Here is a 14,949-nt window from a genome sequence, read left to right as displayed (position 1 = left end):
GGCACACGCTCGACAGAACGCAGTGCAAACGCCCCTGGGGGACGCTGGAGGTCGAAATGGAAGCCTTGGCAACACACGCTTGTGGCGCGGCCAACGGCAGGTGTAACTGCTGCGGGATGACTGGGAGGTGACCCTGGCAATCCGCCTCAACGCACCGGTTTCGGATAGGCAGACCGGCGCAAGTGGAGCAATTTACCGCGTTGCGTCAAAGGTAGCAAATCGACCTTTCTCCAAGCGTTGCGCAGAAGGTTCGGTAACTATCTGACCCCAAAAATTGGAACAGTCTCTCTATACTTGTTTCGTCACCCAGAACCGAGCCCCCCGCCCATGGATTTGCGCATTGCCAGCATCCGCCGCTTCCTCTACAGCCACTACTTCTTCGGAGGGGTGCGGCAAGGGGTCGGAATGCTGTTGCCGGTGCTGGTGCTGGGCGGTATCTTCGGTAACTACACGACGGGCCTGGTCGCGACCTTCGGCGCGCAATGCCTGGCCATCATCGACCAGCCGGGCGGACCGCAGCGCCATCGCACCAACGAGATGCTGGGCGGCGCGGCGCTAGGCACGCTGACCGTCATCATCACGGGCCTGGCATCCTCGCATCCCGTGCTGATCTGGCTGGCGGTCATCGCGCAGTGCTTCGTCTATTCGATGTTCACCGTGTTCGGCAAGCGCGGCGGGCTGATCGGCTTTGCCGGGCTGCTGCTGATGACCCTGACCATGCATTCGCCGTTGGCGCCCCACGAGGTGCTGGCGCACGCCGCGGCCACGCTGGGCGGCGCATTGTTCTACGTTGCATTCAGCCTGGGCTTTTCACGGCTGTTCTGGCTGCGCGAGGAGCAGCAGGCCATGTCCGTGGCGCTCTTTGCCACCGCCGACTACGTCGCGGCGCGCGCCACTTTCTATGACGAAACGGCCGATCTGGACGACGCCTATCGCGACCTGATCCAGCGCCAGTCCATCATGACCGAAAAGCACCAGGCGGCGCGCGACATGGTGCTGCGCGCCCTGCCTCGCGGCAAGGGGCTGGGCGACCGGCAGCGCGTGATGATCTGGAACATGTTCGTGGACATGCTGCAGCTGCTGGACACGCTGGTGGCCACGCACACCGATTACCCCGCGCTACGCCGCGCGCTGGCCGGCAGCGACTGCCTGATGTTCATGCGTGACGCGCTGGTGAAGATGTCGCTGGAGCTCAACCGCATCGCGCTGGACGTGTCGCGCGGACGCAAGGTGCAGTACCGCAGCAGCGCCCGCGCTGAACTGCGCGCCATCGAATACGAAATCGAACAGCTCAAGCAACAGGGCCTGGGCGAGCGCGAGCCCGAGATGCTCGCCCTGATCGTCCAGGTATTGCGCCGGCTGCGCAACTCGGCGCGCATCGTCGACCGCCTTGCCGACCACACCGCCGCCTCGCCGGATGCCAAACCCACTGACGTGCTGCGCATCAACAAGTCGCTGACGCGCTTCATCTCGCGACAGGAATTCCGCGTGGGGCTCCTGACCAGCAACCTGCGGCTGGACTCGCCGCATTTCCGCTATGCGCTGCGGGTAACGGCCGCCGCGGCCATCGCCATGACGCTGGCCAGCCAGTGGCTCTCACCCGCGTTTTCCGCGCACAACTACTGGATCATGCTGACGATCGTCATCATCATGAAGCCGGGCTTTGCGCTAACGCGCCAGCGCAATAGCTGGCGCCTGACGGGCACGCTGATCGGCTGCATCCTGGCCCTGCTCCTGTTCAACCTGACCGACCGGCCGGAGATCCTGTTCGCGGTGCTGCTGGGCGCCTGCATCATGGGCAACAGCCTGGTGCAGCTGAACTACATGGCGAGCGCCACTTTCAATACCCTGTTCGTGGTGCTGGTGTTCCACTTCGTGTCCCCGGGCACCGTCTCGATGTCGGTGATCGGCGAACGCGCCATCGACACGCTGCTGGGCTGCGCGCTGGCGCTGATCTGCAGCTACATCCTGCCCTGGTGGGAAGCCCGCTACCTGAAGCCGCTGGCCGCGGCGGCAACGCGCGCCAATCGCGAATACCTGATCGCGGGCATGCGCTACGTCGAGGCCATGCAGGCCCATGGCGCGCCGGTGGGCGCCGCAGCCGGCGAGACGCCGGCCGTGACGGACGCCGACCTGGCATGGCGCCTGGCGCGCAAGAATGTGCACATCGCATTCAGCAATTTCGCTGAAGCCTTCTACCGCATGATGAGCGAGCCCACGTCGCACCAGGTAAGCGTACCCGAGCTGAACAACCTGCTGATCCAGAACCACATCCTGGCTTCCCAGATCACGGCGGCCATTCCCATCCTGGCCAGCCTGCCCGCCACGCCCGACGCCGTGCAGCGGGCGCTGACCGGCATGGTGGACCTGCTGGACGAGCATCGCGCCCAGCCGCCAACCGACCTGCCTACGCAATTCAACACTGAAGGGGAGCAGGCCGCCCTGGTCTATCCGGTCAAGCAAATGCTGAAGGCCGCGCACATGATCCGCCAGGAGCTGCACGCGTTGGCCGATCCCACGCACGCGCCGCCGGTGGCGGCGGCCGTGTAACGCCGTGAATCCCGTCGGACGAGTTGGGGAATCCCGGGCGCAGGGCCCGGGACCGGGTCAGACCTTGCGCCGGAATACCAGCTTGTCTTCCGACGAAGCGGAGGCGTCGAACTTATAGCCTTCGAGGTCGAAGCCTTGCAGGCCTTCCGGCTTGGACACCTTATGCAGGATCGCGTAGCGCGCCATCAAGCCGCGTGCGCGCTTGGCGTGGAAGCTGATGACCTTCCAGGCACCGTTCTTCCAGTCCTGGAAGACACACTGCACCACGCGCGCCTTGAGGGTCTTCAGGTCGACCGACTTGAAGTATTCCTCGGATGCCAGGTTGACGATCACGGGCGCCTTCTGGCCAGCCTGCCGTTCGTTCAGGTATTCGGCGATGGCCGGTCCCCAATACTCGTACAGGTTCTTGCCCTTGGGCGTAGCCAGGCGCGTGCCCATTTCCAGGCGGTACGGCTGCATCAGGTCCAGCGGGCGCAGCACGCCATACAGGCCGCTCAGGATGGCCACGTGTTCTTGCGCCCAGTCCAACTGCTTGGCCGACAGGGTCGCGGCTTCCAAGCCTTCGTAGACGTCGCCATTGAAGGCCAGCACGGCCTGGCGCGAATTGGCCTGCGTGAAGCTGCGCTTCCAGCTGGCATAGCGTTGCACGTTCAGTTCGGACAGCGCCGGGCTCAGGCTCATGAGCTCGGAAATATCCTCGGCCGACTTGGTCTTCAGCACCTTGATCAGGCCGGCAGCCTGGTCCACGAACAGCGGCTGGGTATGCGTCTCGATGTGCAGCGGCGAGTCGTAGTCCAGCTTTTTGGCGGGTGAAAGCAGAAACAACATTCCGGAAATTCCTTTTTAGCGTGCCGTCCAGCCGCCATCGACCGAGACGGACGTACCTGTAATTTGAGCGGCGGCATCCGAAGCCAGGAACACGGCGGTGCCCCCCAATTGCTCCGGCGTCACGAATTGCAGCGACGGCTGCTTCTCGCTCAGCAGTTCGCGCGCGGCCGTTTCCTGGTCGACGCCATTCTTTTCCGCCAGCGCGGTGATCTGTTTTTCAACCAGAGGGGTGCGCACCCAACCCGGGCAGATCGAGTTGGCGGTGATGCCCTGCCCGGCGGTCTCCAGTGCCGTGACCTTGGTAAAGCCGACCACGCCATGCTTGGCCGCAACGTAGGCCGACTTGTTGGCCGACGCCACCAGCCCATGGGCAGAAGCGATATTGATGATGCGGCCAAAACCCTGCTTCTTCATGTGCGGCAAGGCGGCGGCCGTGCCATGGAACACGGCGGACAGGTTCAGCGCCAGGATTGCATCCCACTTTTCCGCGGGGAAATCCTCGATCAGCGCGGTGTGCTGGATACCGGCGTTATTGACCAGGATGTCAATGCGGCCCATCTGGCGCACGGTGTTCTCGACCAGCTCGCGCACGGCGGCGCCCTTGGACAGGTCGGCGCCGTCGTAGATCACCTTCACGCCGTGCTTGTCGGCCAGGCCGGCGCGGACCTTTTCGATTTCGGCGGCGTCGCCAAAGCCGTTCAAGACGATATCGGCGCCTTGCTGGGCGAAGGCTGTGGCGATACCCAGGCCGATGCCGCTGGTGGAACCGGTGACAAGGGCGACTTTTCCTTTAAGCATGAGCATTCTCCTGTGGTCGGGCACATTGGACGGGCCAAGCGGGGTTCAAGTGTAGCTGCCCGGCATGGCGGCAATCATGCCATGCCCGTACGGCCCGCGGGGTCAAGCAGCGGGCGGAGGATCGCGCGGCGCAGGAGGGTTCTGCGTCTCATCCTGGACCGGCTCCGCCGCCGGCAGATCAGCCATGCCGCCCCGGTTCTCAGGGATGCGCTCCAGCAGCTTGATCAACATCGGCACCACGCCCATCGAGATCGCCACGATGACGGACAGCACGTCGCGCTGTTCCAGGTTCACCAGTTTGTTGTCCCAGGCTTCGTTGAAGATGGCGAAGCTGAACTCCCCGCCCTGCGCCAGCGCCAGGGCGAACAGCAGGCGGTGATAACGCGGCAACCCGAGAAAGCGGGAAAATCCATACAGAATCGAGGCCTTGACCAGCAGCAGGGCAAATACGCCCAAAAGAATGAAAGGCCAATGGCTGGCCACCACCTTCAGGTTAACGGACATGCCGATGGCCACGAAGAACAGGCCCAGCAATAAACCCTTGAACGGGTCGATCGCCTTTTCCAGGTCGTCCCGATAGCGCGATTCGGCCATCAGCACGCCCACCAGGAATCCGCCCAGGCCGGCGGACAGGCCGGCGAAGTCGAACAGTTGCGCGGCGCCCACCACCATCAACAAGGCCGCCGCGGTGAACAATTCGTTCAGTTGCGCCTTCGCCGCCCAACCCAGCAGCCGCAGCCGGTACGCGGCAGCCACCACCAGCACCGCGATCAACGCCTCCTTGAAGGATGGCGCCGAAGTGCCGTCGGAACCGAGCAGACCCGCCGCCACCAGCATCGGAATTGCCGCCATGTCCTGGAAAAGCAATATCCCCAAGGCCGACCTGCCCAGCGGCGTGCGCGTCAGCATGCGCTCATCCAGCAGCCGCAAGGCCACCGCCGTCGAGGACAAGGCTAGCGACAGGCCGCACAGGATCGCCGCCTGCCACTCCATGCCGGCCAAGTGCCGCAGCGCGGCGCCGAACACCACCGCCAGTAGCAGCCCGCAAGCCAGCATCTGCAAAGAACCCAGCACGAAGACTTCGTTGCGCATGGCCCACAGGCGCTTGGGGGAAAGCTCCAGCCCGATGATGAACAGCATCATCACCACGCCCCACTGCGACACCCCGATCATCGTGTCCACGTTGGTGACCAGCCTGAGGCAGGACGGCCCAACCAGCACGCCGGCCAGCAGATAGCCGGGGATGGCGCCCAGGCCCAGCAACTGGGTGAGAGGCACGCACAGTACGGCCGCAAGCAGGAGGATAAGGATCAGATCCATGGGACGAGCGGTTCCGGGATGTGCGCCTGGACGGAAGGATGCCCGGACTGGAACGCCGGGCATGTCGGAATTCTGGGGCAAAGAACCCCGCCACTGAAAGCCGGTTGAAACCCGTTGTGGGAGACTACCCACGCCCCCTTTACACAAACAAAAAAAATCCTGTAGAATTGCGGGCTTCGCTGCTTCGACAACGTAGATCCTTCCGACCAGGGGTCTTTAGTGGAAGACCCGGCCCGGGGCAAACCCAGCTAGGACAACCACCGTTACGAAACCCAGCCACGGAGAGGTGGCAGAGTGGTCGAATGTACCTGACTCGAAATCAGGCGTACGGTATCCCCGTACCGTGGGTTCGAATCCCACCCTCTCCGCCAAGTATTCCAAGCACTTGTGCCTGATTCAAGCGATCAGCCAAGCGCAACTCAAAAGCCCCTTCCGAGGGGCTTTTGTTTTTTCCGGCGTATTTCTCTTCCGACCCATGAACGCCTCTGGCCGGAAGATTGGCCCGAGGCGCTCTCCTGAGGCTAGTACGCCGTGAGCTGCAAGGCCGCCGACGCCTGGCGGGGCGCGGCCAGCACAGCCCCCGCCGCCGCGCCCGGCAACTTGAATGCGCTGACCGCCCGCGTCAACTCCGCCGTCTGGTCCTGCATGGACCCCGCCGCGGCGGCAGCCTCTTCGACCAGCGCCGCATTCTGCTGCGTCACTTCGTCCATCTGCGACACGGCGAGGTTGACGTGCCCGATGCCGTCCGCCTGTTCGGCGGACGCCGCGGCGATCTCGCCCATGATGTCCGTCACGCGCCGCACGGCGCCGACGATCTCCTGCATCGTCGACCCGGCGCGTTGCGCGCTGCCGGAACCCTGGTCGATTTTCTGCACGGTGTCTTCGATCAGGGTCTTGATCTCCTTGGCGGCCTGGGCGCTGCGTTGCGCCAGGGTGCGCACCTCGGCGGCGACCACGGCGAAGCCCTTGCCCTGCTCGCCCGCCCGCGCCGCTTCCACCGCCGCGTTCAGTGCCAGGATGTTGGTCTGGAAGGCGATTCCCTCTATCACCGAAACAATATCGGCGATCTTGACCGAACTGGCCGAAATCGCGCTCATGGTGCTGACGACTTCGGAAACCGTGGAGCCGCCCAGGGAAGCCGTGTCGGACGCCGCCGCGGCAAGCTGGTTGGCCTGCATGGCGCGTTCGGCGTTCAGCTTCACGGTGGACGACAGTTGCTCCATCGAAGCCGCAGTCTCTTCCAGCGACGCGGCCTGCTGCTCCGTCCGGGAAGACAGGTCGGTGTTGCCCGCCGCGATCTCGCCGGATGCGGAAGCAATGCTGTCGACGCCCGCGCGTATCCTGGCGACGGTGCCGGCCAGGTTCGCATTCATGGACTCCAGCGCCCGCATCAGTTGCCCGATTTCGTCGCGGGAAGTCACGGCGATGGAACTGGTGAGATCGCTGGCTGCGACCGTGCGCGCCACGCGCACCGCCTCGGACAGCGGACGCGTAATGCTGCGCGTCAGCAAAATGGCCAGCAGCAGGCCGCTGACCACCGCGATGGAACCGATGGCGATCATCCAGAAATTGGCCGTGCCGTATGCGCTCTGGATATCGGCGGCCCGGGCGTCGATTTCGGCCCGCTGCAGGCTGGACAAGCGTGTGATCTGTTCAATGAACTGGCGCGTCGCCGGCAGGAACTCCCGATTGAAAATGGCGTCGGCGGCCTGCACGTTGCCTTCCTGCTTGGCCTTGAAGATGCCGTCACGGGTACGCAGATAGTCCGCGCGGGACTTCCGGATGCCTTCCCACAGGTCTTTTTCCTGATCGCTTTGGATCAAGGGTTCGATTTGCTGCTGCAGCGCCGAGGAATTCCGGGTGGAGGCCGCCGCTTCTTCCGCGAAAAAGCCCGCCAGGCTGGCGTCGGCGCTTTTGGCGATCGCCGTAGTGCGCGTCACCCCGGACTGGATGTTGCGGGCCCAATCGTTGATCAGGCGCTCCTTGATCAAGGAGCGTTGCGTCACGGTTTCGACCGACTGGTTGATATTGGCCAGACTGACCAGGCCCACCACGCACATGACGATGATCATGGCCAGCAGGATGGCAAATCCACCCGCAAGGCGGGTTCCAAGCTTCATGTTGTTCATATTGCTCCCGGCTACTTCAGGGGCAATCGGACACGCACTCGGGCAGAAGCCTCGACGCCGGGCAATCGCCGCCGCCAATGCTAGCCAGATGCCCGCAAGCCCCTGGATATCCGCCCCCAAAATTGTGTCCGTTGTATATGAAAGATGCCGCCGGAAGCCTCTGTTGCGAGGACAAACGAGACAGCCGGCGGAATGCTAACAGCGCCGATTTGGCCCGCATCGAGGGAAATGAAGAACGAATTGACGCAAGCTCTTCGCTTTGCGTAATCGGTGCCAGATCGCCGGGTCCGGCTGGCCGTCCCCCCAAGAAAAAAGGCGGCTGAAGCAGCCGCCTTTCCCACCGCCCCATCACGTATTACAGCGGTGCCGTCGGCCGCGCCAGTTGGAACAGATCCGTGCTGCGCGCGTACCAGCCGCCGCCATGCATGCGAGCGATCAGCCCCATGGCGGGCGTATCCATGTACCCGCGCTCGGCATCCTGCACGTAGGCATCGTCGACATGCGCGCCCAACACCCGGCCGATCACCACGAGCTGGCGCGGACCGGTCACGATGGTTGCCTGGCTGACGCATTCCAGCGACACCGGAGAGCCCTTGATCAGCGGGGGACGCACATGGGTTGCCGGCAGTGCAGTCAGGCCGGCCGCCGCCAATTCGTCCACATCCGCCGGGTAGTCAGCACAAGTCTGGTTCATTTGCGCGACCAGCGACTCCGGCACCAGGTTCACCACGAACTCGCCGTTCTCGATGATGTTGGCGCCAGAGTCCTTCAGTTCACCGCTGGCATGGCGCATCAGGCCGATGGCCACCGTCGGCGGCTGAGGCCCCATGACATTGAAGAAGCTGAAGGGAGCCGCGTTGACAACGCCTTTGCCAGAAATCGTGGTGAGCCACGCGATCGGGCGGGGCGTGACGGTTGAGGTCAGCACGTTGTAGACCGTCTGCGTCGGCAAGGCGCTGAAATCAAAATGCATGATTCAAGCCTCCCCGGTGTTCAGCGCCGAGACGGCGCGCTTTTCGCGGGTGTCGACTTGCAGCTGGAACACGTCGGGACGGGCGTAATGGCCGGAGACGTCAAAGTCATACTTGCCGCGCAGGATCTGGTTGGGATTGATGTCCGCGTACAGAATGGTCTCGGCCGAAAAATCCGGGCCCGCCAGCACTTCGCCCAGCGGATCGATGATGGCGCTGCCGCCGCGCATCAGCACGGTGTCGGGCGCGTCGCCCAGGGCGCATTCGAAATCGTCGGGATAGGCGTCGCGGCGCAAGTGCTGGCAAGCCGTGAGGACATAGCAACGGCCTTCGAGCGCGATATGGCGCATGCTGGGGATCCAGGAATCGCGGTCGTCGGCGGTGGGCGCGCAATACAACGCCACGCCCTGGCTGTACATGTACATGCGCAGCATGGGCATGTAGTTTTCCCAGCAGATGACGGCGCCGATCTTGCCGTAAGGCGTATCGATGACGGGCATGGTGGAGCCGTCGCCGAAGCCCCAGATCAAGCGCTCGCCCGCGGTGGGCATCAGCTTGCGGTGCTTGCCCGCCAGCCCTTCGCGGCCATTGAAATACAACACGGTGCAATACAGCGTGCCGCCGTCGGCCTCGATGCAGCCCATGACCACGAAGCTGTCGGTGTCGGCCGCGGCCTGGGCCACCAGCGCAACCTCTTCACCGTCCAGCCGGATCGCCTGGCGGTGGTAGCTGGCGAACGCGTCGCGGCCTTCGGGTTTGCGCATGCCTATGGGCGCGCCAAAGGAATTGCCCTTGGGATAGCCGCCCAGGAACGCCTCGGGGAACACAAGCACCCGGGCGCCCTGCTCGGCCGCCTGGCGGATCAGGGAAGCCGCCTTCTCGGCGCAGGCGACGCTGTCGGTGGGGATGGAGGCCGCCTGGATGACGGCAGCCTTGAAGCTCTGTTGCGTGGACATGTCTCTCCTTTTTTTCAGTGTGCAGCGTCTTCGTCGATGGCGCGGGCGCGGGTGTTGGGCAGGAACAGGCTGCCGATGACGCCGACCACTGCGGTCACGACGACCGGATACATCAGGCCGCCAAAGATGTTTCCGCTGGCCTGGGCCAGGTAGGTGGCGGTAAAGGGCACGATACCGCCGAAGATGCCGGCACCGATGTGATACGGGAAGGATAGTGCCGTATAGCGGATACGGGCGGGGAAGAGCTCGACCAGATAGGACGCGACGGGACCGTAGACCATCGCCACGACTGCCGTCATCAGCACCAGGAGCAGGATGATGGTCGTGCGGTCGACGCGCGCGGGGTCGGCGCGCTCGGGATAGCCGGCGGCGGTCAGCGCGCTGGTGTAGGCGGCGCGGTCAAAACCGTTGACGGTCGTGCCGCCCACGCTCATGGCGATGCTCTGGCCGGGCAGCGGCGCCGCATACTCGAAGTTGATGCCCTTGCCGACGAGGAATTTCTTCGCTTGCACGCAGACCTTCTTGTGGTCGGCATGGCTGCCTATCATGGCCGCCTGCAGCCCGAAATCGCAGGCGCCGCCGCTGGTGTCGGCATGCACGCGCACCGGCGTGGTCTGCATGGCCTGCGCCAAGGCCGGGTTGCCCGCCTTGAGCAGCACCTCGAACATGGAGTGGTAGCCGAGAGCCGCGACGAACAGGCCTGCCATCATGATCCACTTGCGGCCGATACGGTCCGACAGCCAGCCAAACAGCACGAAGGTGGGCGCGCCGATGATGAAACCGATCAGAATCAGCGTGTAGACACTGGTCTGATCCAGCTGCACTGCCTGCTGCAGGAAGATCATGACGTAGAACTGGCCGGTGAAGTAGGTCGCGCCCTGGCCGGCGGTGACGCCGATCAGCGCCAGCAGCACCAGCCGCAGGCTGGACCATTGGCCGAACGTCTCCTTGACCGGGTTCTTGGACAGGCGGTTCTGCTGCTTCATGCGCGTGAATACGGGCGACTCGTGCAGCTTGGCACGCACGTAGATCGAAATCGCCAGCATCACGATCGACAGGATGAACGGCAGGCGCCAGCCCCATTGGCGGAAATCCTCCGCGCTCATGGACGCCTGCGTGGACAGGATCACGATCAAAGACAGGATCAAGCCCGCCGACGAGGTGATCTGGATCCAGCCCGTCAGCAACCCGCGGCGCCTGGGTTCGCAGTGTTCGGCCACGTAGATGACCGCGCCGCCGTACTCGCCGCCTACCGCCAGGCCCTGCACCACGCGCAAGGTCAGCAACAGGATCCACGACAAGTGGCCGGCCGATTCATACGTGGGCAGGCAGCCGATCAGCACGGTCGCGCCGCCCATCATGACCACGGTGATGAGGAAGGTGTACTTGCGGCCCAGCTTGTCGCCCAGGTAGCCGAACAGCACTGCGCCCAGCGGCCGGATGATGAACCCCACCGCCAGGGCGCCGAGCGCGGCCAGCAGCGCGACCGTGGGATTGTCCTGCGGAAACAGAACCTGGCTCATGAAGACGGCCAAGGTCCCGTAAATGAAAAAGTCGTACCACTCGAACAAGGTGCCCAGGGTCGAGGCGACCACCACCTGGCGTTCCTCTTTCCTGCTGAGCGTCGGACCCGCCTCGATCCGCTGCATTGCCACATTCGCTTCCATGCCTGCGTTCCCCAAACGTTCTAGATTGATAATGCTGTAGTCATTAACTATTATCAAACTTAACCCGGGGCATGAAAAACTAGGGGAAACCCGGCGCACCCCAGCCCGCGCCCCGCCGGGAGCGACCCGCCCCGCTGCTACACTCCCGCCAGAAAATCAGTGGAGGCAGCAATGGCAAGGCCCGCCGGCAAGGCAGAAAAGAACGCGGAACAGGCGCCGGCCTCGGCGCGCAGGGGCATCCAGTCGATCGAAGTGGGATTCCGGATCCTCGATGTCGTCCGCAAGGCCGGCCGCCCCCTGCCCCTGAAAGAAATCGCCGACGCCTGTGAGCTGACGGTGCCCAACGTCCATTACTACCTGGTGAGCTTCCAGAAGGTGGGCGTGGTGCAACAGCACGCGGACTCCGGCCACTATGGGCTGGGGCCGTATGCGCTGCGCCTGGGCCTGGCCGCCCTCGAACAGTTCGACGTGTTCACCACCGCGCGGCCGATCATGGCCGAAGTCGCCGCGATCACCGGCCACACCGTGTTCCTGGGTGTCTGGGGCAACAAGGGGCCGACCATCGTCTACCGCGTCGAAGGCGCCCGCAGCCGTCCGCTGCTGGAACTGCGCGTGGGCAGCGTGCTGCCGCTGTTGTCCTCGGCGCTGGGCCGCAACTTCCTGGCCCACCTGCCGGAGGCCAGCACGCGAGAACTCCTGGAACAGGAAATGTCCTCATCCGGCCTGGACGGATATGGCAGCGCCGCCGGCAAGTCCTACACGCAGCAAGACGTGCAGGCCATCCGCGACGAAGTCCTCAAGCACCACCTCAGCCGTTGCCGCGACGCGCTGCTGCCTCACTTCACGTCGCTGTCGGCCCCCATCTTCGACATGCTGGGCGAAATGAAAGCCGCCATCACCCTGATGGGCCCCGTCGGCGCCATCGACGATGACCTGCAATCCGAAACCGCCCGCTTGCTCAGCGAAAAAGCCCGCTCGATCTCGGCCACGGCCGGCTGGGTCGAACCGCAGGCGCGCTGAGCGGCGCGGCGGCCCGCCTCATGCGCGCGCGTCGGGCAGCCGGCTGGGCGGCGGCGTACTGGCCACGTTTTTCCGGTAGTACGCAATGAATTCCATCGCCGGCATGGGCTTGCCGTAGAGCCATCCCTGGCCAAAATCCACCTCGCGCGCCTTCAGGTGGTCCGCCTGCTCCTGGCGCTCGATGCCTTCGGCCACGGTCAGCAGATTCAAGGATTTCGCCATGTCGATGATGTGGTCCGTGACCTTGTGGGTCGCCGAATCGGTGCCTATCGTATCGACGAAGGACTTGTCGATCTTCAACGAATCCAGCGGCAGCCGCTGCAGGTACGACAGGCTGGAATACCCGGTGCCGAAATCATCAATGGCCACGGCATGGCCCTGCGCCCGGGCCAGGGCAATGACGCTGCAGGCCTTGTCCACATCCATGAAACCGCGTTCGGTCGCTTCCAGCCAGATCTGCTGCGGATCGATGGCCGTGCCTTCCAGCATGCGCTGGAGCACTCGCAGCGCCTTGCCGTCCTTGAGGTCGCTTGCGCTCAGATTGACCGCGATGTGTGCCCCCCGGTCCTCGCCCAGCAGATCCTCCATGTCCCGGATCACCAGGCGGAACACCTCTTCGGTGATGCGGTTCATCAGCCCGTTGTCCTCGGCGATGGAAATGAAGAGGTCCGGCCGCAGCGTCTTGCCGCCGCGGCGGATCCACCGGACCAGCGCCTCGGCGCCGATGCAACGTCCAGTCCGCAGGTCGATGATGGGCTGGTAGTGCACAACGAACTCCCGACGCCTGATGGCGGCAGCCAATTCGCCCGCGATCGACAGGCGCCGCCGCGACAGCCAGACCACCAGGCCGATCATCACAGCCGCGACCAGCGCCCCCATGGGGAGCCAGAACAGGCGTTCGCGCGGCAACATATCCAGCGCTTCGCTTTGCGGTTCAAGCAGGACCACAGCCAGGTCCGCATTGCGGGCGACGGCGCTGAGATAGGCCTCGTCGATGTCCAGCTTGCCGCCATTGAGCGCCTGGGACACCAGCACCAGATCGGGGTCGTTGCGGGTTCCAAGCATGCCCACGCCAGGCAGGACCACGGCGAGCTGGGCGTCGTCCGCCGCCGCTTTTTCGGTAAAGCGGCCCGGCTCAAGCAAGGCGCTGTAATCGCCGTGGCGCACCGCCACCATCCTGATGGAGGGGCTCAGGACCGGAACGGCGTCCAGCAGCAAGCGCGCGCCGTTGCTCAGTTCGACCTGCGCCGGCACCAAGGGCTCTTCGTAGCTGGGCACGCCCCAGGTGGTGCACTGGACGACGCCACCGGCCACAAAGGCCAGATCGTCCACGGCCCGATCCCGCAAGGCCAGGGCCCGCATGTGGCGAATGTGCTGCGGCGAACAGGGCTCGAACGCAAGGTCGCCCAGATCGCGCAGCGTGGCCACGATCTGGTCCAGCATGTCCTGGGTTTCCGTCAGGATGCGCTCGGCCTGGCCGTCCAGATAGCGCTGCTCGCCCGCCACCGCGCGCGCCCAGGACATGTGCAGCGCGAAGCCGATGGGCAGCAGCGCTGCGGCGGCGGCGAGAGCGATGGCGATGCCGATTACATACTTGCGCGGCATCGAGGCCGTCCCCAGGGATCGCCGGCTGGCGAGGTTATATCTTTTTACACTTTTTGGGGGGCAAGTGTCTGCATCAATTTCCGCGCGCCGGCGGCGGCGTCAGCCTTCCGCTACGATCTTCGCATCTCGGATGGTCCGGGCGTACTTCTGCTGCTCCTGTTTCATGAAATCGGCGAAGCGCTGAACGCTGCCGCCACCGTCTTCCGCCCCCACCTGCGCCAGCTTCTCCTGGACATCGGCCATCGCCAGCACGCGATCGATGTCCTGGTTCATGCGTTGCACCATGGCGGCCGGCATCTTGCCGGGACCCACCATGCCGAACCAGATGCTGGCCTCGAAGCCGGGATAGCCCTGTTCGGCCACGGTGGGCACATTGGGCTGGCTCTTGGACCGCTGCTGCAGGGTTTGCGCCAACGCGATCACCTTGCCGGACTGCACCAGCGGCGTGGCGGTGGTCATGCCTTCGAAGCAGTACTGCACGTGCCCGCCCATCAAGTCGTTCATCAGGGGAGCCGACCCCTTGTAGGGGACGTGCAGCACGTCGATGCCGGCGCGGGCCTTGAAGATTTCCAGCGCAAGATGCTGCGCCGAGCCGCTGCCGGCAGAACCGAATACGATCTTGCCCGGTTGCGCCTTGCATAGCGCGACCAGTTCGGGCAGCGTCTTGGCGGGCTGCGTAGCGCCGCCGATCAGGATGGTGGGCGTCTTGCCGACCAGGGCGATGGGCGTGAAGTCGCGCTCCACCGAATAGGCCAGCTTGGGCTGCAGCCCGGGCGCGATGCCATGGCTGTTGACGTGGGCCATCAGCAGGGTGTTGCCGTCGTTGGGTTGGCGCGCCACCTGTTCGGCGGCGATGATGCCGGCCGCGCCCGCGCGGTTCTCGACGATGACCGGGATATTCCACATCACGCCCAGCTTCTGTCCCAGCAGGCGGGCCAGCACGTCCGTGCCGCCGCCTGCGGGAAAGCCCACCACGATCTTTACCGGCCCTTGCGGCAGGTCTTGCGCCCGCGCCGTCGCCGGCAAGACCAGCGCGGCCCCCAGCGCTGCCGCGCCGGTCATGAATTGCCTACGTTGCATTGCTGTCTCCTCGCGCCGGTCCAGC

At 64.6% G+C, this 14,949-nt stretch carries 11 protein-coding genes and 1 tRNA gene; 3 read left to right on the top strand and 9 right to left on the bottom strand.

The genetic code is table 11. The features are described from left to right. The first annotated feature begins 327 nt into the window (after positions 1-327). Positions 328-2,550 carry an FUSC family protein gene (locus tag VCS63_RS08535; RefSeq protein ID WP_063642151.1) on the top strand — a complete coding sequence of 741 codons (2,223 nt, stop codon included), beginning with the start codon at positions 328-330 and terminating at the stop codon, positions 2,548-2,550. A gap of 57 nt (positions 2,551-2,607) precedes the next feature. On the opposite strand, the gene yaaA is transcribed toward VCS63_RS08535, so the two are convergent. The 3 genes from yaaA to VCS63_RS08520 all read right to left on the bottom strand — a co-directional run bounded on the left by yaaA (position 2,608) and on the right by VCS63_RS08520 (position 5,496). Then, positions 2,608-3,378 (bottom strand): peroxide stress protein YaaA, encoded by a 771-nt coding sequence (yaaA, locus tag VCS63_RS08530; protein WP_042796641.1) that lies wholly within the window; start codon positions 3,376-3,378, stop codon positions 2,608-2,610. Between the two features lie 15 nt (positions 3,379-3,393). Beyond that, positions 3,394-4,176: a 3-hydroxybutyrate dehydrogenase gene (locus VCS63_RS08525; protein ID WP_042796640.1), complete on the bottom strand. Its 783-nt coding sequence runs from the start codon at positions 4,174-4,176 to the stop codon at positions 3,394-3,396. 102 nt (positions 4,177-4,278) lie between these two features. Next, positions 4,279-5,496, bottom strand: coding sequence for a cation:proton antiporter (locus VCS63_RS08520; RefSeq protein WP_112966559.1), 1,218 nt, complete (start codon positions 5,494-5,496; stop codon positions 4,279-4,281). 280 nt (positions 5,497-5,776) lie between these two features. Here VCS63_RS08520 and VCS63_RS08515 point away from each other — a divergent pair. Then, positions 5,777-5,867 (top strand) — tRNA-Ser (locus VCS63_RS08515). Positions 5,868-6,017: 150 nt separating this feature from the next. Here the strand turns inward: VCS63_RS08515 and VCS63_RS08510 are convergent. The 4 genes from VCS63_RS08510 to VCS63_RS08495 all read right to left on the bottom strand — a co-directional run bounded on the left by VCS63_RS08510 (position 6,018) and on the right by VCS63_RS08495 (position 11,219). After that, positions 6,018-7,616: a methyl-accepting chemotaxis protein gene (locus VCS63_RS08510; protein WP_290367547.1), complete on the bottom strand. Its 1,599-nt coding sequence runs from the start codon at positions 7,614-7,616 to the stop codon at positions 6,018-6,020. 364 nt (positions 7,617-7,980) lie between these two features. Beyond that, positions 7,981-8,598: a flavin reductase family protein gene (locus tag VCS63_RS08505; RefSeq protein WP_042796637.1), complete on the bottom strand. Its 618-nt coding sequence runs from the start codon at positions 8,596-8,598 to the stop codon at positions 7,981-7,983. Between the two features lie 3 nt (positions 8,599-8,601). Further along, positions 8,602-9,552 (bottom strand): carbon-nitrogen hydrolase family protein, encoded by a 951-nt coding sequence (locus tag VCS63_RS08500; RefSeq protein ID WP_042796636.1) that lies wholly within the window; start codon positions 9,550-9,552, stop codon positions 8,602-8,604. Between the two features lie 14 nt (positions 9,553-9,566). After that, positions 9,567-11,219, bottom strand: coding sequence for an MFS transporter (locus VCS63_RS08495; RefSeq protein WP_323879307.1), 1,653 nt, complete (start codon positions 11,217-11,219; stop codon positions 9,567-9,569). A 171-nt stretch (positions 11,220-11,390) separates the two neighbouring features. Between VCS63_RS08495 and VCS63_RS08490 the strand changes: the two genes are divergently transcribed. Then, complete coding sequence (locus VCS63_RS08490; RefSeq protein WP_323879305.1) at positions 11,391-12,239, top strand: IclR family transcriptional regulator; 849 nt, start codon at positions 11,391-11,393, stop codon at positions 12,237-12,239. A gap of 18 nt (positions 12,240-12,257) precedes the next feature. Here VCS63_RS08490 and VCS63_RS08485 read toward each other — a convergent pair whose 3' ends face one another. Both VCS63_RS08485 and VCS63_RS08480 read right to left on the bottom strand, forming a co-directional pair. Next, the gene (locus tag VCS63_RS08485; protein ID WP_323879302.1) at positions 12,258-13,844 is read right to left on the bottom strand and encodes an EAL domain-containing protein; all 1,587 of its coding nucleotides are present in this window, start codon (positions 13,842-13,844) and stop codon (positions 12,258-12,260) included. Between the two features lie 99 nt (positions 13,845-13,943). Continuing rightward, positions 13,944-14,924: a tripartite tricarboxylate transporter substrate binding protein gene (locus VCS63_RS08480; protein ID WP_323879299.1), complete on the bottom strand. Its 981-nt coding sequence runs from the start codon at positions 14,922-14,924 to the stop codon at positions 13,944-13,946. Positions 14,925-14,949 lie beyond the last annotated feature (25 nt).

The organism is Achromobacter sp. D10 (assembly GCF_035282245.1).
Classification (GTDB): domain Bacteria; phylum Pseudomonadota; class Gammaproteobacteria; order Burkholderiales; family Burkholderiaceae_B; genus Achromobacter; species Achromobacter insolitus.
This window is presented reverse-complemented; position numbering and strand designations above follow the sequence as displayed.